Source organism: Fibrobacter sp. UWB10 (assembly GCF_900182935.1).
Taxonomy (GTDB): Bacteria; Fibrobacterota; Fibrobacteria; order Fibrobacterales; family Fibrobacteraceae; genus Fibrobacter; species Fibrobacter succinogenes_O.
Genome location: NZ_FXUE01000001.1, coordinates 980,559 through 1,000,462 on the forward strand (window position 1 = coordinate 980,559; position 19,904 = coordinate 1,000,462).

The window sequence follows — 19,904 nt, forward strand, 5'->3', positions numbered from 1 at the left end:
TGAACAGAACATATATCTTTTCAAGTATCCTAGACATGGGTTTACCCTATAGAAGACTAATTTTAAATATACAAAATTGACAAAAAACGCAATAATCACTTTTAAAAAGTGTGCGCTCCGTAACATAAAATTGTCCCAAAATCCCCCCTTTTTACGAAAATTTTAGCGAGAAAGCCATCTTCCAAGGCGTCCAACCACGGATCGGATCGCCTTTGTCATATCTTCATGCGAATGTATGTCGGGGTGTCCCAAGAGTCCGACATTTGCCGTAGTCAGCGTCATAAACTCCAAATCGGACTTTCCAGCCGCCTTCTGGGCGTCATAAATCGCCTTTACAGTCGGGGTCAAGTCATCGTTGGGCCATACCTTGGTCGATAACAGCAAGAACCTGACACCCGGATGGGCCTTGCGGAGCTTATCGAGAAGCTCCGCATAAGCCTTTTTGAACGCATCATGCTTTGCGTACGGCGGATTTCCCTGGAAATCGTTGATTCCAATGAAAAGGACTATGACTTGCGGATGGAATGAATTAAAATCATAGCGCAGCGAAGATTCCGAAACGCCATTGGCGATATCACCCGGAGCTTCTCCCGGAACCGTAAATTCATACAAGCGAGGAATCGGCCATTCCGGTACGATATTGTCATAATTACGTACTAGACCGCGTCCACTAAAAGCATTCACCTGAAAATCAGCCTTGAAACCGTCGGCAATCAAGAACGCGTAGCTCTTAGAGGCATTCGTCTTTTCGAACACCAGAGATTCGTCCTGACCGTTTTGGCCTTCGTTTCCAAAGCCCACTGTAAACGAGTCTCCAATGAATTCGATACGTCGATTAGATGCTTTCGGAGGTTCTTCAAACTTGCCCGATTTGTCGGTTACCACTCTAAAAAGGTGTACGCCACCCGGGTTGCTTTCGCTAATCTTAATTAGGCGATAAAGGTGCGGACCTGCACTGCCGGTCGTTTTTACTTTATACACATTCCGTGCATTTGTCGTAAACACGGCAATCTCTTTTCCATCTTCGTCGACACGGAATCTGGCTTCGCCTTCCAGTTCAAATTCCAACGACTTGGCCGTCGCCTTGAACTGCACCATGGCGGCAGGCGCACTGGTACGGCTATAGTCCTTGCCATGTTCCCAACGACCGCTGAACAACAGATTTTTAGAGAACTGATCCACGGAGACCTCCGCTCCAAAAGAAATTGTAGACATTAGGGCACAACCCACTAAAGTCGAGTAAATCCAATTCAAACAACGCATAAAGGAATAGTAGTAAAAAGTTGGCAGAGCTTAGTTAGTAGAACTTAGAAGAGTTATCTATGTTCTATAATCTAAGTTCTAAGATCTATTTTCTACATTGATTTACATGAAACTTGCTCGGTTGGCATCTGCGGGAATTTTGGCTCTAGCTGCATACGGAATGCTGCTGGGAGTTTCGGCATTTGCCGAGGGCGACAAGCCGACCGAAAAGACACCCGCAGTGCAAAAGCCCGAACCAGGTTCCCCTGGCGACACGCTCACGCGTGAAGATGCCCGCATGGCACTCCTCGTGTACAAGTTGCTCGACAAAGACGGCAAAATCAAGGGCGCCAACATTGAACGCGGCAAAAAGCTATTCATGCAAAACTGCAGACCCTGCCACGGCGACGACGGCAGGCGTTTCAACTTTTCGCTCTATTACGAAAAGCCCGCTTTTATTGGCGACCGCGCACGCGAAGAAATGCCCACCTTCTGGCACCAAATAAACTTTGGCGACAAGGAACGCGGCATGGAAGCCTACATCGATGAATTCACGTTGCAGGAACTCATCGACATTGCAGGCTTCGCCCAAACGTTGCCGTAATTACGGCTGGTGGCCGTTGTAGACTTTGACTTCTTGAATAAACGAAAGTTCCAAGAGTTCCGGAACTTCGCTTCCGTAAGGCTGAATCTCGATGGTCTGCGGAGACTTGGCAAGCTTAAGCGCATGCACAAAGAAGTTTCTTTCTACTTCGCTTTCGCCGCGCTTGGTCGGATTCTTGACCTTTGCCCCAATGAGTGCGCCCACGGTTTTTGCGTAACGCAACACTTTCACCAAGTCAAACGTGCTCAGCTTCTGGTAGTTGTTGCCGTACTTCGTTGAATTGAGCGCCGTCTGCAAGGTTTCCGAGTTGGCGGTATCCTTGAGTTCGTAGTCCGGAGCCTTCGCTTCAGGCCACACGACTGCAAAGTCCTTGCGCCATTCTTCGGTCGGAGCGTTTGAACGATTCACGTTCTTGCGTTCCACAAACGGGCAATAACCGTAGTTTGTCAAAATATCGAAGGCGCGAGACTCCATATCCGGCTTGAGCACGAATCCGTAGCCCGGAATATATTCGTTGGCGCATTCCATGAACTGCGGGAAACGGGAAAGTTCGCCGAGCACATCCAGGTTTTCAATCTTAAGCAGGCGGACCGTTTGCACGCGGGCGCCATAATAAGAAGAATTCCATTCGGCAATGGTCGATTCCACGTTGACCGGCGGCTTGATCCAACCCTTGAAGTTTTCGATTTCAGATTCGGCTATACCGCACTTGAGGCCTTTGAGATAGCTATCGCGATTCAGCGAAAAGCGAAGGTACACTTCGTCGTTTTCAACCTTGGTAAGGCAAGCAAGCATCAACAACACGCGCGGCGACGTTCCGGTAGATGCAATCAGTTCGAAGTTCGGTAAGCAAGAAATATTCTGCTCCGGAATCGAAGCAATCGAAGATTCAATCCAGTCGCGGCCAGCCTGTTCCAAGGATACCGCAGCAACCTTACCGCCCACCATGGTAAAGCGGACAAGGCCCAAGAGCCAAAGTTCACGAAGCGGACGAGGCAAGTATTCCCAAGCGATAAGCCCGTCTTTTTCTTGCAGACGGAACGTCGGATCCATCACCCAGAAAATGGTCGATGCAAACAAGGCCGTACGCGGCTTGTCAAGCATTCTCAAAAGACGAACGCAATGGCTACGGTCACCGCGGAAGCGTTCCTTGAGCCACCAGGACACCAGGTCCTGGTGCAGGCGGAAACCATTCTTACGAATGAATTCGAGAGCCTTTTCAGTCGGGACAAGGCATGCATCTTCTTGTTCCAGCCAACCATTGCCGGTAAGGAAGTTGAAAATCAGCGAGACTTCGTTTTCGGCAGTCTTTTCGGAAATGCGTCTTGCAGAAGTAAACGCTTCGGAACAAATCTGGTAGCTGCGACGATGCAGCAGGTTGCTATTGTTGACCTTGAGTTCGCCCGCCATGGCAAGAGCCAAGACTTCACAAATGTGCCAGTCAATCAAGTTCTGATAAAAAAGATCAGCACCCTTTACGGCCGGAGCGTCTACAAGCGGTTCATCAAAAATGCCAAGGAAGTTTGCAAAGCCATAATAAACCGACGTGTTGGTAGACGGACTACGCCAGAGCACGTATTCGCGGCACATTTCAAGCAAGAAATTCTGCAAATCACGACACTTGCTTACAGGAACCGTCAGTCGAAGTTCATTGAATGTAAGGCCCCTAGATGCACTATTGTAAATCAACGTCATACAATGGCGCTGCCAAGGCTCCATCTTTTGGAATAGGCCAACAACACGATCTTTGTCGTTATAAAAACCGAGAGTTTCATCTTGGATGAGGGCGTTATTCAACAAACCCTTGTGACCAAATGCCTTCGCATGCGCATTGCGAAGCAACGGCTTGGACATCCCTTCAAAAAAAGCATTCAAATCAAACATCAAATCAACCTTTATTGGGGAGCCAAATATAGTAAAAAATCACCTGTATGGCTTCTTACGTTTCTCGGTCCTTTTTAATAAGCCTGTCAAAAAACGGAAAAATCTTTCAGATCGCGAATTATCCTGCTTATTTCGGCGCAGCGTAATCACAATATCACGTTTAAATTCGGCATCTGTAATTTTTAAAAGACGAATTCGACGGTTATTGATACGCCCCCACGAAAACTCTGGCCAGAACCCTACACCGATTCCGCTAGCGATAGCATCTTTTACAGCAAGAGCGTTATCGCTTTCAAAAATGATATGCGTCTTGAACCCGACTCGTTCGCAATACTCGTTACAAATATTGCGCAACTGCTTGGAACCGTAAAGTCCGATAAAGTTCGTCTCTTGCAATTCCTTGAGTGAAATGCTATCGCGCTTGCGGTACTGCGCCACATTGGGAACAGCTAGGTAAATATTTTCGGTGCAAACAAAATTTTCTTCGTCCGAGTTTTCGCTATAGCTTTTGGCAGGCGCCTTGTAGCTTGCATAAGTGCGAACACAAATGTCGTAAAGAGTCGTCTCTTCGTTCTGCACCAGATTGAATCGCAGGTCCGGATCGTTTTGCTTATATAGAATAACTGCATTGGTCACAAACGTCGAAGCGGCAAGAACGTTCAGGTTTAAGGTCGCCGATTGTTCATTTTCCATAGCGCGGAGCTGTGCAGGAAGCGCTTCAATGTCTTCATAAAGTGGCTTCACTTTCTTATAAAAATATTCCCCAATTTCTGTCAATTTGATGTTTCTGCCCTGCGTCTTGAATAGTTTTACGCCGAGTTCGTCTTCGAGTTTATGAAGAGCATGCGTGAGCGCAGGCTGTACAATACATAGGGTTTTCGCACTTTGGGTTACATGTTCCGTGCGTGCAACTTCCAAGAAATATTTTAAATGCGTGAGTTCCATACAATTTTCTTATTTAAAATAACTCATCAAAAATATTGATGAATTAAATATAAATAATCTATTAGACAATATGAATAGGCAGTTCTAAATTTGCAGTCGAAATTCAAGGAGTACCTATGAAACGCATCATCAAGACAATTACAATCGCCGCATTCACCATCAGCACCGCCATTGCTTTTACCGCCTGCGAACAAGCCAACACTTGCAATTACGACGAAGCCGCAAACACGCTCGTATGTCCCGAAAAGACCTACAAGACTGCAAATCTCGGCGAAAAAGTCTGGATGGCTGAAAACATGGACGCCTATGTTCCCGATTCCAGCATTTGCTACGGCAACCATCATTCCAACTGCGAAAGCATGGGCCGCCTTTACACCTGGAGCGCTGCGACAAACGGCCTGTGCCCCAAAGGCTGGACGCTCCCTTCACAGCAAGATTTCAAGAACGCCTTTGGCGGAGCTTCTACGGAAGCGCTCAGGAAAAGCGCCGCATTCAACATGCAGTTCGCCGGCTTCCGCTACTTTGACGGCAAGTTCGCCGACAAGGATTCTAGCGCCAGTTTCTGGACAAGCGACAGCTACGACGATTCCAGAGCATACCTCGTTCGCGCAACAGATTCTATAATTACTTACGAACATTTCAATAAAAGCATTGCAGCTTCTGTTCGCTGCGTAAAAGAATAATTCAAGTTATAGGGGATAAAATGACTTGGTTAATCGACTTATTCACGAAGCCCTCGGTAGGGCAACAGGTGGTAGCGATCGCGCTCACCGCTGCAGTCGGCCTCATGGTCGGAAAAATCAAGGTCAAAGGAATTAGCCTTGGTGGCGCAGGAGCTCTCTTTGTAGGCATTCTGCTTGGGCACTTAGGACTGCGCGTCGAAGGAAACGTCCTTCATTTTATCCAGGAATTCGGCTTAATCCTTTTTGTGTACACTATCGGTATGCAAGTGGGGCCGGGCTTTATGGATTCCATTCGACGCCATGGCTTGGTACTCAACATTCTTTCGACAAGCATCGTGCTGCTCGGCGTTGTCGTAACGCTTTGCCTTTACTTCTTTACAGATATGCATAACAACGTACCCGTGCTCATAGGAATGCTTTGTGGCGCTGTCACAAATACGCCTTCCCTAGGAGCCGCTAACTCAGCCTTTGCCGCGGCCGGGGTGGACACATCCCTCACGGGTATCGGGTACGCTGTTGCATATCCGTTCGGCGTTATCGGTATCATCTTGGTCATGATTCTTGTGCGAATCATCTTTAGGCAAGACCCGGCCAAGGCCGCCGACAAATATACCGCCGAAATCGCCGCCCACAGCAAAGAGATTGAATCTTGCAGCCTGATGGTTGACAACCAGAATCTTTACGGCACAGCACTGAAAGACATTCCGAACCTGATTTCGAGCGGAGTCGTCGTTACCCGCCTTTTGCGCGGCGAAAGCATTTTTACTCCTAACGGAAAAACGGTGATTGAACAGGGCGACAAGCTGCATATCGTGGGTATGCCCGAAGCAGTTGCCGCCATGGAAAAAATCATCGGCAAGCGTCTTGAAAAGCCTATCACAACATTCGCCTCGGACACCGCAAAACCGATTCAGGTTAAAAGCATTCTCGTGACGAACAAGAAGATTCTAGGTCGCACGATTGGTTCCTTGGCTCTTGCAGAACGCTACGGCGTAAATATCAGCCGTGTGGTTCGCAGCGGATTCAAGTTTACAGGTCGCCTTGACCTGCGAATCAAATTTGCCGACAAATTGATGGTCGTTGGCCCTGCCGAAGGCATTGAAGCCGCCGCAAAGGAACTGGGCAATTCGCTGACAGCACTTGATCACCCTGAAGTATTGCCCGCGTTCCTGGGCATCTTCCTGGGAGTCATTGTCGGAAGCATTCCTATAGCACTCCCAGGGATGCCGACCCCGCTTAAGCTGGGTCTTGCCGGCGGCCCCTTGATTGTGTCGATTCTCTTAAGCCGCAAGCGTAAAATTGGTCCGCTGAACTTCTTTATGGCAAACAGCGCAAACCTAATGCTCCGCGAATTCGGACTCACACTGTTCTTAAGCTGCGTCGGTTTGAATGCAGGCATCAAGTTCTTCGACGTGCTCTTGAATGGCGACGGACTTTACTACATGGGACTTGCAGCCTTGATTACCTTCTTGCCGCTTGCAATTGTCGCAACAATTGGCCACCTGGTTTTCAAAGTCAACTACCTTTCGCTCTGCGGTGTACTTGCAGGCGCCACCACCGACCCCCCTGCACTCGCCTTCGCAAATGGCCAAGCCAACAGCGAAGCAGTGAACATCGGATACGCCTCGGTTTACCCGCTCACCATGCTGCTTAGAATTTTAAGTGGACAAGTGCTCGCAATACTCTTGCTGCAAGCGATGTAATCCACACCCGAAACTCCATCGAGTACTCCCTCTAGAACAAACAAGGCTCCCCTCATGCAGGGGAGCCTTTCCGTTGCTTTTATTTCTTGTTTGCCGAGCTTAGCTCACTTTTCTTATTCAGCGGGGCAAGCGTCAACGAGCTGACCTTCGAGCGTCGTCTCGCATTCACCAGCCATTGCTGCAGGGAGTGCTTCGCAGCCGCCCATGACACCCGGAATCACGCAGTAAATCACGTCGCCGCCAGCAGCAGGTTCCTCACCTGCACCTGGGCCAGCGGGTTCTTCACCTGCGCCCGGACCAGCGGGCTCTTCGCCTGCACCCGGACCAGCGGGTTCTTCACCAGCACCCGGACCGGCAGGCTCTTCACCTGCTCCCGGACCAGCGGGTTCTTCGCCTGCACCCGGACCGGCAGGTTCTTCACCTGCGCCCGGGCCAGCGGGTTCTTCGCCGCCACCCAGATCAATAGTTTCTTCGCCTGCACCTGGATCAGCAGGTTCTTTACCGGCACCCGGATTTTCGCCCGCGGGTTCTTCAGCAGCCGGAGTATCAGCATCCGGATTTGCGGGAGTATCTGCAGCCGGAGCGTCGTCACCGCAACCGTCAACCGGCTTGCCAAGCGTCATCGGAGCAAAGACATTTCCATTGCACTGCACGGTATCCTGAACATCCGCTTCTTCAACATAAACCTTGGCACACATATTCACGGTAGGCGTGCAAGTAAGATTAATCGCATCTTCAAGGGTTTTAACACTAGCCGGAACATTGCTGTTATCAGCAGCAGGGCTAGAAGAGGAACTATCGTCACCGCAAGCAACGAATGACGCCATTGCAAAAGCGGCAAAGGGAAGGATGATTTTTTTGTTAAGCATTTTGACTCCTTATAGAACTAAAAACCATAATAAACATATATCCGTTTTAAAATAAAACGGATATACGGCACTAGTAAAAAAAATTTTCTTATTGAATTATAAAACGTTGATATTACTTTTTGGAACTTTTTGTTACAATTTAAAATTCCATTTCTGCTTCTTGAAAGAGCATATCGCAAGTGAGGCCATCATATACATACATGGCAGCCCCAACTGCAGCAATCCCCATATAAGAAAGGTCGCATTTTTCACCCCCTGCAGGGCAAGCATTCATCAACTCACCATCACATTCCGATGCATCGAACTCGCCGGCAGCTGCTTGAGTGCAAATAGGACCAAAGGAACACGCGAGAGTCTTTCCATTAGGATCATAATTAGAAGGAGTTTGGCCGCCAGGCGTCACATCAACCACCTCATCACCATCATCTTCTACAAGTTCTTCGCAACTCATTGATCTAAATATAGAGCCATAATAATAGGTCAAAGCAGAATCATTACTAGTTTTACTTCTTGCGGCACAAATTTTCACGGCTCCCGACGGACAACCATTACCCAAAACAGCGGATCTTACCGCCCCTTCATATTCTTCATCATCAGCCGAACACATCTTTCTGACAGAATCTGCAAAAGCGATATCGGCTTCTACGCAAAAACGATTTCCAAAAAGATCGGCTGTCTGCATTTCACAAGAAATCAGATTAGACGAAGTCGTGTTCTGCGATACAGGATTGTCAGTCGACGGATTATCCACAACAGCATCCGACTGTTTCGAAACATAGACCGAATCTCTATTGTTATTTCCCGTCGGGTCAGAAGTCGCGGCTGGATTGTTCTCGGGGGTCGAATCAGCGCTAGAACTGCTGTCGCAACCGAAAAGGGCAAGCACCGCAAAGGCGGCGACAGACACGAAAATTTTTGATTTAAACATAAGAACTCCTTGTATAACTAGGGATAAATATATATCCAAATCTTTAAAAAGTATACAAGCACAAAAAAATCCCCCAGCTTTTCGCCAGGGGATTTAAAAAGTTGCTCAGAACTTATTAAAAAAACTGGGGCGGCCAACGCGGGTTCTTCGAGGACATATCGATCTTGTAGAAGTCCTTTTCGAAGCGGCCATCGTCCATGCCGTACATCTGCATCACGTGGCGAGCAATCCACTTACCGAGCTTGAGCACGGTGAGCTTCTTGCGCAGACGACCCTGGCAGTCGCGGTTCATGATATCCGGGAGGGTCGAGGTCGTGAGGATTTCATCGATAGCCGGGCTGTTGAGCTTTTCACGAGCTTCGGCACTGGTGTGGAAGTGGGTCACGCCGAAGCACACGCGGTTCGGATTACCCTTCTTGATGTGTTCGCAGCACTGCACAATCGTCGTACCGGTACGCACCATGTCGTCGAACACGATCACGTCCTTGCCTTCGATTTCTTCGATGCTGATGTCGGAAAGTTCCGGGTTGAAGGTCATGCTGATTTCACGTTCGCCGGTACGGACCTTGTCCATCACCACGCGCTTGCATTCGGGGAGCTGCAAAGCGTCGAACACAGCGTTCATGAACGGGCGTGCGCCCTTGTCCGGAGAAACGATCACGAGGTTGTTGCCGTCCTTACCGGTCTGAACGAAGTTGCTGCTCTTGATGTAGTGAGCGTAAACGTCGGTCGGAATCAGATTATGGAAGTTGCCTTCGAACACTTCGTTAAAGAGGTTCTGGACCTTGACACTGTGGTTGTGGCAGGTCACGACGGCATCCACGCCGGCGGTCTTCAAAAGTTCAGCATAGAGGTGGCTTGTGAATGCCTGGCCGTCGAACTTCTTGAGGTCGATATCCGGGCGATCTTTTTCGAGCGGGCCGACGCGGTGCGGGCCACGGTCCTGGGCACTGTAGAACAAATCGGGTTCCACGAGCACCACCTGTTCGGCACCGTTGTCCTTAGCGGCGCGGGCCAAAATGCAGTTACGCATGGCGTAGTCGTTACGGCTGCGTTCATGGTTCGAAACCGAGCAAATCAAAACGATCTTGCCTTCCAAGCGACGGCCGATATGTTCCATATCGTCCACATCGAGCATGTAGCGGGGGCAGAATTCGGAGTTTGCGAAGGTCTTCAAGGAGACCACGTCGGAAATATCTTCACGGAGGCCGATGTACTGGGCCATGTCGATGGCGAACGGATCATCAGTGAAGTTTCCGGTCACGATAAAACGATCAGACATATTTACGCCTTGATGTTGAGGTTGAACCATTGGTTATGGGCAAATATAGAATAATTCAATACCCAAATTCAAGGTCGTCATACAATAGGCAACGTATCAAAAAAGACTTTCGCCATTTCTGACGAAAGCCTTAAAATCATAACGACGCTATGCGAAGCTTATAGATCGATAATGCGGTCGTTCTGCATGAGTTGCTCAAAAGTCTGGCGTTCGCGCACGACCTTCAGTTCACCGTTGGTGTACATGGTTTCGGCAGCATAACGGCGGCTGTTGTAGTTGCTGCTCATGGCGGCACCGTAGGCGCCAGCGTCATGGAGAACCAGCAGGTCGCCCACCTGGGCCTTCGGGAGTTTGCGGGTCACCACGAAGCCACCTTCTTCCTGCGTGAACACGTCACCGGATTCGCAGAGCGGGCCTGCGACAACGGCGTCCACCGTTTCGTTCAGTTCGCGACCGTCGCGGGCGATAATCGAGATGGCATGATAGCTACCGTAGAAGCTCGGGCGAACGAGGTCGGTAAAGCCGGCATCCACCAGATAGAACAGGTTGTCGCCCTGCTTCTTGACGGCGCGGATTTCGGCCATCAGGTAACCGCTTTCGGCCACCAGGTAACGACCCGGTTCCACTTCCAAGTGAACCTCGTGGCCGATGCTCTGCTGAATGCGCTTGCGGGCATCATCCCACAGCTTGTAGTAAGCGTTCACGTCGATGCGGTTTCCCTTGTCTTCTTCGTGATACGGAATCGGGAGGCCGCCCCCTGCACTGATGGTGCGCAAGTGAGAGCCCAGGCGACGGCTAGCGTCGACCATGGCGTCGCAAACCTGTGCGAGGTGTTCAAAGTCCGTGCCGGAACCGATATGCATGTGCAGTCCCGTAATCCACATGCCATTCGCCTGCGCGAGCTTGATGCAGTCCTTGATCTGTTCGTGCCAGATACCGTGCTTGCTGAGGTCGCCACCGGTGTTGGTCTTGCGGGAGTGTCCATGGCCAAAACCCGGGTTCACGCGGATGGTGAGTTCGGACTTCACGCCGAAATCAGCAAGCTGCTGGATCATGTCCGGCGAGCCCACGTTCACGGCGATGTTGTGTTCCTTGACAAGCTCCAAAGCGTCCTTGTCGAAGATGTCTGCGGTGTAGACAATTTCAGGAGCCTTGCCCTTCTGCTGGCCGCCCTTGAATCCGGCCTTGAGAGCGCGAACAATTTCGCCGGCAGAAACTGCATCGACGACGCAGCCGAGCTTACGGATAAGCGAAACCACGGAAAGGTTCGGGCATGCCTTCTGGGCGAAGCGAACGGTGTCAAATACCTGGACATCCTTCACGCACTTTTCAATCGTAGCGCGGTCATAAATCCAAAGCGGGGTGCCGTACTGTTCGGCAGCCTTCACAAAAACGTCTTGAGGAATAGAATAGTTTGCCATACGGGGGTTAAATTTAGAAAATGAGTATGAGGTATGAGGTCGCACTGACGTGCTTTGAGGTCGCTTCGCTTTGGGGAAAGAGAATTGGGTGGCGTGGGATTTGTGCCGACTTTACACAAAATGAAAAACGCCGAGCGATTTGCCCGGCGTCATTTCAATTGCTATAAAAGCGATTAGACGTGTTTGACCTTGTTGTCGCCTTCGTCCCAGTACTGGCCATCGCAAACGAACTTGTATTCGTAATCGCCAGAATCGAGGGTGATCTTGCCAGTCCAAAGACCAGTCTTCTTGTCCTTCTTGAGCATGTCCTTGTCAACAGCCCAGTTGTTGAAGGAGCCTGCAACGGACACGGTGGTGGCCAGCGGGCAGTTGGCTTCGAACACAACCGTCACCTTCTTGGGAGCCTTAGCAGCGGCCTTCTTTTCAGCAGCAGCCTTCGGGGCGGCCTTCTTAGCAGCCGGCTTAGCGGCAACAGCTTTCTTTTCTGCAGCCGGCTTTGCAGCGGTCTTGCAGGCAGCCTTCTTGGCCGGGGCCTTCTTTTCGGCGACAGCCTTCGGAGCAGCCTTAGCGGCAACCTTCTTGGCAGCGGCCTTGGCAACTACAGTTTTTGTTCCTTTAGACATACTTATCTCCTTGCTTTGTTTGTGCACAAAGATAGTAAAAAAAAATCAACTTGTCTAATTTTTCTATATTTGGACTATGCTCAAGCAAATTATCGCCCCTAGCGTTTTAAACGCAAACTTCCTCGAACTCGGCAACGGTCTTAAGGCTATCGAAAACGGTGGCGCAGGCCTTGTTCACCTCGACATCATGGACGGACACTTTGTCCCAAATATCAGCTTCGGCCCGGGAATTTCTGCCTGCGTGGGCAAGGGCACTAAGCTCCCGCTCGATTGCCACCTGATGATTGAAAATCCTGAAAACTACGTGGGTGAATTTGCAAAGGCCGGCGCAAGCCTCATCAGCGTGCATGCAGAAACCACGAATCACCTCGACCGCCTGCTGCACCAGATTAAGGAACTCGGTGTCAAGCCCGCAGTGGCCATTAATCCGGCAACTCCGCTCGAAAGCATCAAGTACGTGCTCGATATCGTAGACATGGTTTTGGTGATGTCAGTGAACCCGGGATTCGGCGGCCAGAGCCTGATTCCTTACTGCCTCGACAAGATTCGCGAACTTCGCCAGATTAAGCCGGAACTCGACATCCAAATTGATGGCGGCGTGAAGCTCGATAACATTCTCGCCTGCAAGGAAGCCGGAGCAAACGTGTTCGTGGTCGGTTCCGCGATTTTCGGCAAGCCCGATCCTGAAGCCGTTTGCCGCGAGTTCGTGAAGCTCGTTAACGGCTAGTTGCACCATTGGCGCGGTAGCGTTTTTCGCCATCGCGGATAATCGCATTGTGGCGCTCCCTCTGAACGAAGGGGGCGTTTTTCTTTTGTGCTGCAGCTGGGAGGGCACGCGGAATCGATGATTTGACATTTTCGTCATAGTAGATTTTGCCCAAATAGGCGGCAGGCTGCTCGTCGCCACATGTTCCGCCACCCACACGCTTACTGTTGGCAAATTGAACCTCGCCCACCTTCAAGAACACTTGGTAACGTCCTTTGCCTCGTATATTTAATTTGGTCAAAATTTCAATTTCGTTATTTCCGTCGAACGTCATCACAGTATCGCCACCTGCAATCGATATAGTTCGGCTATGGATATCACGGGAATCAATGTCCGGCAGGTCGTAATAAGTCGGCATAGGGCACTCCAACAAACCGGTACCTTCCAGGTCTGTTAAAATGGCAAGCCTTACCGGAGCGTTCCATGTCAAATTGCCAAAGCCCACGTTCTGAATGCGGAGTTTCGCACGTAAAATTCCGTCGTCCCCTACGGTATCGCTCATCCACGATTCGCGCAGTACAAAACGATAGCCCAAGTGGTCATTGATGTACTTGAAACCCGAAAGCGAATCAACACGCGCTGGATCGTAATCAAAATCTTTCTGCTTAAACGGGGTCTTTTTCCAACTGTCAATCAGCTTGTTGTTCCACTGAATGTTCAGGTAACTTGTATGTGTGCGGAAGCCTTCGTATGCCAAGAACTCTGGTGTATTGATGACCTGATAATTTTCTGCTGTCGTAAGCGCCTCGCCGCCGTAAGGCGTGTTGATGCTGTACTTTTCGAGCCAGGCCACCCCTTCTTCGCGGCAGATAGACGTCGCACAATCCGCGCCCCAAGTGCCATAATCGTACTGCGTTCCTAAATAGCCGTCGTTGAACATTCCCACGCGATACATGGTGTCGCCCTTCGCCTTCGCGATTTCTTTGAATTTATCGCCGTCGATATTAAAATCAACACCCCAGTTGTCAAAGCCCAAAACCTTCGCCGAATAGTTACCCGTGCGCGTAAGAATTTTGAGTTCGGTGGGAGTGTTACGGAGCATCAAGTTTACCGCCTCGGCCACACGGTCATAGGTGATATTCGTATCAGAGTGCATTTCACCGTAGGCGCCATGCATGCCCATTTCGAGAGCAACGATTACATCGGTATTTTTCGAAAGCACCGGCGCAAGCTGTTTCACATGCTTAAGCACCCATTCATGATCCGGCGTCACATTGCTACGGCCATTGTACCACGGGTCGTAACAGATACGCACAATCACGTGTCCACTATTCTTGCGGATATTGTCAAAGGTCTCCTGCAAAACATTCAGAGCATCTTCAGTCAAATCTTGGTTCTTGCCCCAGGTGGTATCCTTCTTGCCTCCGGTTGTGTCGATTCCTAACCAAGCGTGGCTACTGAATTCCGAAATTTCAGCTCGCAAGTGCAGCAATTTGCTATAGGGATTTTCAATCGGCTTACCGCCCGAAGGCTTGAGGTGCAACACCTGCGGTGTATAGAATCCGCGATCGAAATTTTCAAGAGTCGCCATCGCATCAGTCGTGTCAATGTTCCGCTTCACAAGACCTGCCGCAAAAAGCGGCGTATGCAAAAGTACCGCAGCAATCGCCCAAATAACAAACTTCTTCATGGAGCCCCCTTCACAAAAAAACGGATACGGCATCAAGCCATATCCGTAATATATATTATTCGGGGGTCAGGTTTAAGAAATCAATGAAAAAAACTAAAACCTGTGACCAATGAAACTCAAAAACTACTTGTTATAAATCGCTTCGAGAGCGGCTGCAAGGTAAGCGAGGGGTGCGTTCCAGTTGATGGCCACTTCATTGGTCGCATAGCTGCAGCGGTCATCAATATAAGCAAGGGCCGGCTTGTCGGCAGCAGCATAATTCGGGCATTTCCAATTTTCCTTGCCGTCCAGGTTAATGTCCTGCTTGCCGAGGTGCGGACCACCCACAAGCATTCCCGGCACCGGATCGTCCACCATATCCGATTCGCTCGGGCGGTGGTGCGGATTGCGCGGGCTCCTGTAACCGAAACCGGTCACGTAGGTAATGTCCTGCGGGTTCTTGCCGAGCAAATAGTCGAGGCACTGTTGTGCGCCATCCAAATAGCTCTTGTCACCGGTGAGCAAATAAGCGTGAACCAGCACCATGCCGTTATTTGCCATGGCACTATTGCTACCCCAGTTCCAGCTCCATGGGAATGCAGGCAGGCGGTAGGCACTCGTGTCGCCCACAGCACGGAGGTTATTCGCTTCGTTAAGCACAGTCTTCTTGGCAGCGGCCACCACATCCTTATCGAAGTCGGCAGAGTCAAGAGCCACGCGGAAGGCGGCAAGCATATTCACGTTGCCCCACCAAGCGCCATCGGGCGTGAAGAGGTTGTTCTTGAGATCTTCCTGATAATAGGGCTTCTTGGTCGCGCGGAAAAGTTCTGCAGCAGCCCAACGGAATTCATCCTTACCGTCTTCGCCGTCATGCATGTAGTTACCCGTCTGCACGTCAGCAGGCTGCTTGTAGAACTGCTGCGGGTGCATCTTGGCCCAAGCATAAGCGCTTTCGGCGGCCTTGAGCATCTTATCGGAATAAGCCTTGTCCACATTCTTGTAAACGACACTTGCCTGCGCCATTACAGCAGCAAAGTCAAGCGTTGCCGTTACATTCTTGAGAATGGCGTAACGCGGAGCGTCATCCTTTTCAGGGAGCACGCTACCACCGAACTTGAGAGTCGTCACCTTGTGATAAACGGCGCCATCCTTGTCTTGCATGGAAAGCATCCAATCCAAGTTGTAACGCACTTCTTCAAGAATTTCAGGATACTTTGCAAATTCGCGCGGAATATTCCATGTCAGCGAATCCAAATACTTCGGGAAGTTTTCATAAGCCTGCAACAGCGTGAACACGGTAATGCCCGAATTCACAATGTACTTGCCATAGTCACCGGCATCGTACCAGCCGCGATCGGACTTGATAGTCTTTCCATTGCCCTTGCCGCCAGTCACCTTGTCAGAACCATAAATAATGACCTTGTCATCTTTATGGCCTGCGGCGCGAGCCCACTTGCCCGCATACTGCGGTTCGAGCGGCATACTGGCACGCTGGTAGTAGAACCACTTGAGGCTAGCCTTCACCAAATCGTTATAGACATTCTTGCCCACGACAATCGGGGTGCCTACATATTCACCGCCGCGGAACAAGCGATAAGTTCCCGGAGTTTTCAAAGCAGAAATATCGAAAGTCTGAACTTCTTCGCCACTGTATTCCCAATCATAGACCATGGGGGCCTTCAGCTTCAGAACCGTTTTACCCTTGAGGTCGCGGACTTCGAGCCCGTTGGCATCGCTACCGGGGTAAACGACCGTCTTTTCGGCATTGGGGGCAAAACCCAGCTGGTTTACAAGGGGGCCTGCCACAGCGCCTGCTGCCGACAATGAAACAGTTGCCGAAGCAACAAGGAATTTCCCGAAAAAAGCTCTTTTTGTTTTCATACCTAGAATATACTTAAAAACGGGCTCCTTGAAGCCCGTTTAATCGTTTTTTCCGTTTTCAGCGGGAAACAGCCCTATTCCTTGTCCTTGTCGCCCACGGAAAGCTTTGTATCGCCCTTCGAAATCGAGAATCCCTTCTTGAGGGCAATTGCCGTGATAGCAATAATCAGAACAATCAGAACAGCGCAACCGCTCGGCGATGCAAGAGCAGCAACAGGAGACTGCTGCTTGATTGCTTCCTGCAATTCGGTCTGCAACTTCGCTATATCAGTGTTCAACGAATCATTTACGCCCTGCAGATGTTGCACGTCCAATTTCAATTGAGCAACCTGTGTAGAGCAAATCTGCAAATCCTTTGAGAGTGTCAAAGAATCCCTCTGCAAGCCCAAAATGGTCTTGTTCACACTGTCCCTATGCTGCTTGAATTTCTTCATCAGCTCCATTTTGTTGAGTTTGGCGTTTGCATTGTCGGTAGAATCCGTTGCTTTAGTTACTTGAGGCATGTTTTCTTCTTCCTATTTGGGGGTTAATGCTTCTTGTTGACGAACAATTGAATAATCAGGGAAATAACGCTTTCAAAAAGCGATTTAGATTTTTTGGCAGGCGCCATTCTAGGAACCACCTTGACCGCAGGCTTTGCTGCAGGTTTCACTGCCGCAGGAGTCTCCGCCGAAGATGTATTTTCGGATGCAGGGGTTTGCGGCTTTGGCGCATCTGTTTTCGGAGTTTCGGGCGTAGTCGTTTCGACCTTAGTTGCGTCGGCCTTCGCTTCGGTCTGGGGCGGATTCGAGCTAGAACACTTTGCAATTATGGCCTTGAGCGACGGCGTAAACGGCCAGTCAAACTTGTCCTTGCGCACGTTCGTATGGTAGAACACTCCCTTAAAAGAGATAGCCTCTGCATTATTTGCAAACGGGGCGTCATCGCTCTTGAAATTCATCGGAATATCATGAGTTCGACCAAGGTACTTGATTAAAGCGGAAACTGCATCTATCTGGACATCCGTCATAGAGGCGAAATAATCGTAGCCCCTGTAATTCTGTTTGTCGTAAAATTGGTTTTCAGACACATTGCAGTAAACACTGCCGTAGGCATCGACAAGATTTTCACCAGAAAGTTTTAATTGGCCGTAGTTTGAAATTTCGATACCAATAGACTGCTTTGACATGCTGCCGTTACCGCCAATGGCGCCACTTCCTAAATGGTAGCTCCATTCGGCATCAGGGAACATCTCATAAATACGGCCCGAGCGGTCAACCAAGTACGAAACAGACACAAAATTGTCCTTGGTTGAAAGAGCGGTCACATCGGACTTGATATAGCCTACGGTAAAGTGCAGGCAAATGCTTTTCTTGACAGTCTTGGTCTTGTAGTAATAGGAATTGTAATTCGGACGAATTGAATAAATCTTGACGCCGTTCCCGATATCAGTTGTCGTGGTCAACTTGTACTTGACCCCAGCCGAATTTGTCAGGTCTTTAAAGAAATCATCTTCTTTTTTCTGGATGCTTTCCGGCCTCATAATTTATTTTCCTTCTTATAGATAAAGTACAATATAGATTTTTTATCTTGTTTTCATTATTCAAGAACAAACTTTTACATACAAAAACAAAAAACCGCAGCGGGTCTCGCTGCGGCTTTTCGTTTTAAAGGGTGTAAGCTATTAGCCCTTCTTGCTTCTGTGGCTGTTCTTGATCCATTCGGTCTTGTGGACTTCCGGGATATCGTCGAGCAGCTTGAGCGTGTGCGGTTCATTCGTGTTGTCGAGCACTTCAGCAGGAGTACCCTGGTTCACAATCTTACCGTCGTGCATAATGAAGATACGGTCAGAAACGTAGTTTGCAAGACCGATATCGTGGGTCACGAACACCACGGTCATCTTCAGCTCGTCTTTCAACTTGCGGAGGTAATCGAGGATGTTTGCACGCACGCAGGCGTCCACCATGGAGGTGGCTTCGTCAGCAATCAAGACCTTCGGACGGAGCGCGAAGATACGAGCCAAAAGCATACGCTGCATCTGACCACCGGAAAGTTCGAACGGATACTTGCCTTCGATGTCTTCGGGCTTCACGTTCACAGCCATCAGGCCTTCGTCCACGCGGCGGCGGACTTCTTCCTTGGAGGGCTTGTCCTTGAGGATGTTCAGGGCGTCTTCCAGCTGGCTACGAATCGTAAAGAACTGGTTGAAGCAGCCGAACGGATCCTGGAATACGGACTGCACTTCGTTCCAGTGAGCCTTCAGGTTCTTGATGGGCTTGTCGCGATACAGGAACTGGCCACGAGTCGGCTTGTAAAGACCGAGCATGATCTTTGCGAGCACGGACTTACCGCAACCCGAACCACCCACGATCGAGATGAATTCTTCGTCATAAATGTCGAAGGACACGTCCTTCACGGCGGTCTTCAGGGTCTTACCGGCACCAAAGTCCTTGCTGATGCGCTTAGCGGAAAATACAATGGGTTTATCAGACAGCATAATCGCACCTCACTTGACGGTCGCCTACAATGCGGATGTTCTGGGTATTCTTCTTGCAGTCGGGGCATGCCTTCTTGCAACGGGGTGCAAAGCGGCAACCCACGATCTTGTTCTTGAGGCTCGGAGGAGCACCTTCGATAGCCACCGGATGACGGGTACGCTGAGAAGCTTCGGTAGAAAGCATAGCGCCCATCAAAGCCTGCGTATAGGGGTGACGCGGGTCCTTAACAACCTGGTCAGCCGTACCGTATTCCACGATTTCGCCGGCGTACATGATGGCGATATTGTCAGCCACATGGTACAGAAGCGGAAGTTCGTGGGTAATGAAGATCATGGTAGAGAAGATGCCCTTGTCAAGAAGATCAAAAATCATCTTGATCACTTCCTTCTGGGTAGAAACGTCCAGAGCGGAAGTCGGTTCGTCAGCAATCACCATCTGCGGGTTGAGAAGCGTAGAAATACCAATCACGGAACGCTGGCGTTCACCGGCGGTGAGCTGAATCGGATAAGAGTTCAGCACGCGCTTGGTGTCCATACCGAACAAGTCGAAACGTTCGCAAAGACGGTCGTAGATTTCCTTGCTGTCGAGTTTCTTGCCCGGCTGCTGGTGAGCGGCGATCACGTCGGCTGCGATGTCCTTGATTTTACGAACCGGGTTCAGGGCGTTGAATGCACCCTGCGGGATCATGGAAACCTGCTGAGCCAAAACGTTGGCGCGCACGTCTTCGAGCTTGCGGTGCATCAGGGATTCCATGTGGTCGCCCACGCGCACACGCACGTCACCCTTTTCAGGATAAAGCGGCGGAATGCACATGCCCATAAGGCCAGACACCAAGGTGGACTTACCGCAACCAGATTCACCTGCGATACCAAGGATTTCACCCTTCTTCATGGAGAAGGACACATCCGTCACGGCATGAGTCTTGTCGCCGAAACGGCCAAGGTAATAGAGGCCGAGATTTTCTACTTCAAATACATTTTCAGACAT

At 50.0% G+C, this 19,904-nt stretch carries 18 protein-coding genes; 4 read left to right on the forward strand and 14 right to left on the reverse strand.

Annotation, left to right across the window (positions count from 1 at the left end; translation table 11 throughout):
• Positions 1-162 precede the first annotated feature (162 nt).
• Entirely contained in the window at positions 163-1,182 is a 1,020-nt protein-coding gene (locus QOL41_RS04075) for a GDSL-type esterase/lipase family protein (RefSeq protein ID WP_283428763.1), read from the reverse strand.
• A 187-nt stretch (positions 1,183-1,369) separates the two neighbouring features.
• On the opposite strand from QOL41_RS04075, the gene QOL41_RS04080 reads away from it, so the two are divergent.
• Entirely contained in the window at positions 1,370-1,846 is a 477-nt protein-coding gene (locus tag QOL41_RS04080; protein ID WP_283428764.1) for a c-type cytochrome, read from the forward strand.
• Here QOL41_RS04080 and QOL41_RS04085 read toward each other — a convergent pair whose 3' ends face one another.
• Positions 1,847-3,700, reverse strand: coding sequence for a hypothetical protein (locus QOL41_RS04085; RefSeq protein ID WP_283428765.1), 1,854 nt, complete (start codon positions 3,698-3,700; stop codon positions 1,847-1,849).
• A gap of 69 nt (positions 3,701-3,769) precedes the next feature.
• Positions 3,770-4,675 (reverse strand): LysR family transcriptional regulator, encoded by a 906-nt coding sequence (locus QOL41_RS04090; RefSeq protein WP_283428766.1) that lies wholly within the window; start codon positions 4,673-4,675, stop codon positions 3,770-3,772.
• Between the two features lie 116 nt (positions 4,676-4,791).
• Here QOL41_RS04090 and QOL41_RS04095 point away from each other — a divergent pair, with 116 nt between their 5' ends.
• Positions 4,792-5,358, forward strand: coding sequence for an FISUMP domain-containing protein (locus tag QOL41_RS04095; protein WP_283428767.1), 567 nt, complete (start codon positions 4,792-4,794; stop codon positions 5,356-5,358).
• A gap of 20 nt (positions 5,359-5,378) precedes the next feature.
• On the forward strand, positions 5,379-7,061 hold the full coding sequence (locus QOL41_RS04100; RefSeq protein WP_283428768.1) for a putative transporter: 1,683 nt from the start codon (positions 5,379-5,381) through the stop codon (positions 7,059-7,061).
• Positions 7,062-7,174: 113 nt separating this feature from the next.
• Here the strand turns inward: QOL41_RS04100 and QOL41_RS04105 are convergent, their stop codons facing one another.
• The 5 genes from QOL41_RS04105 to QOL41_RS04125 all read right to left on the reverse strand — a co-directional run bounded on the left by QOL41_RS04105 (position 7,175) and on the right by QOL41_RS04125 (position 12,184).
• Positions 7,175-7,930, reverse strand: coding sequence for a hypothetical protein (locus QOL41_RS04105; protein WP_283428769.1), 756 nt, complete (start codon positions 7,928-7,930; stop codon positions 7,175-7,177).
• A gap of 139 nt (positions 7,931-8,069) precedes the next feature.
• Positions 8,070-8,858 carry a hypothetical protein gene (locus tag QOL41_RS04110; protein WP_283428770.1) on the reverse strand — a complete coding sequence of 263 codons (789 nt, stop codon included), beginning with the start codon at positions 8,856-8,858 and terminating at the stop codon, positions 8,070-8,072.
• A 115-nt stretch (positions 8,859-8,973) separates the two neighbouring features.
• Positions 8,974-10,140, reverse strand: coding sequence for a ribose-phosphate diphosphokinase (locus tag QOL41_RS04115; RefSeq protein WP_072800029.1), 1,167 nt, complete (start codon positions 10,138-10,140; stop codon positions 8,974-8,976).
• Between the two features lie 158 nt (positions 10,141-10,298).
• Positions 10,299-11,561, reverse strand: a complete 1,263-nt coding sequence (lysA, locus tag QOL41_RS04120) for a diaminopimelate decarboxylase (RefSeq protein WP_163437957.1) — start codon at positions 11,559-11,561, stop codon at positions 10,299-10,301.
• A 173-nt stretch (positions 11,562-11,734) separates the two neighbouring features.
• Positions 11,735-12,184 (reverse strand): glycogen-binding domain-containing protein, encoded by a 450-nt coding sequence (locus tag QOL41_RS04125; RefSeq protein WP_173653274.1) that lies wholly within the window; start codon positions 12,182-12,184, stop codon positions 11,735-11,737.
• A gap of 76 nt (positions 12,185-12,260) precedes the next feature.
• Between QOL41_RS04125 and rpe the strand changes: the two genes are divergently transcribed.
• Entirely contained in the window at positions 12,261-12,911 is a 651-nt protein-coding gene (gene rpe / locus QOL41_RS04130) for a ribulose-phosphate 3-epimerase (protein WP_283428771.1), read from the forward strand.
• Here the strand turns inward: rpe and QOL41_RS04135 are convergent.
• The 6 genes from QOL41_RS04135 to QOL41_RS04160 all read right to left on the reverse strand — a co-directional run bounded on the left by QOL41_RS04135 (position 12,901) and on the right by QOL41_RS04160 (position 19,904).
• Positions 12,901-14,580: a DUF4832 domain-containing protein gene (locus QOL41_RS04135; RefSeq protein ID WP_283428772.1), complete on the reverse strand. Its 1,680-nt coding sequence runs from the start codon at positions 14,578-14,580 to the stop codon at positions 12,901-12,903. The genes rpe and QOL41_RS04135 overlap by 11 nt on opposite strands.
• A 123-nt stretch (positions 14,581-14,703) precedes the next feature.
• Positions 14,704-16,440, reverse strand: coding sequence for a glycoside hydrolase family 9 protein (locus QOL41_RS04140; protein WP_283428773.1), 1,737 nt, complete (start codon positions 16,438-16,440; stop codon positions 14,704-14,706).
• 74 nt (positions 16,441-16,514) lie between these two features.
• On the reverse strand, positions 16,515-16,943 hold the full coding sequence (locus QOL41_RS04145; RefSeq protein ID WP_173653272.1) for a hypothetical protein: 429 nt from the start codon (positions 16,941-16,943) through the stop codon (positions 16,515-16,517).
• A gap of 23 nt (positions 16,944-16,966) precedes the next feature.
• On the reverse strand, positions 16,967-17,962 hold the full coding sequence (locus tag QOL41_RS04150; protein ID WP_173653271.1) for an N-acetylmuramoyl-L-alanine amidase: 996 nt from the start codon (positions 17,960-17,962) through the stop codon (positions 16,967-16,969).
• Between the two features lie 141 nt (positions 17,963-18,103).
• Complete coding sequence (locus tag QOL41_RS04155; RefSeq protein ID WP_173653270.1) at positions 18,104-18,916, reverse strand: ABC transporter ATP-binding protein; 813 nt, start codon at positions 18,914-18,916, stop codon at positions 18,104-18,106.
• On the reverse strand, positions 18,906-19,904 hold the full coding sequence (locus QOL41_RS04160) for an ABC transporter ATP-binding protein (RefSeq protein ID WP_072800039.1): 999 nt from the start codon (positions 19,902-19,904) through the stop codon (positions 18,906-18,908). The genes QOL41_RS04155 and QOL41_RS04160 overlap by 11 nt, the downstream gene beginning before the upstream one ends.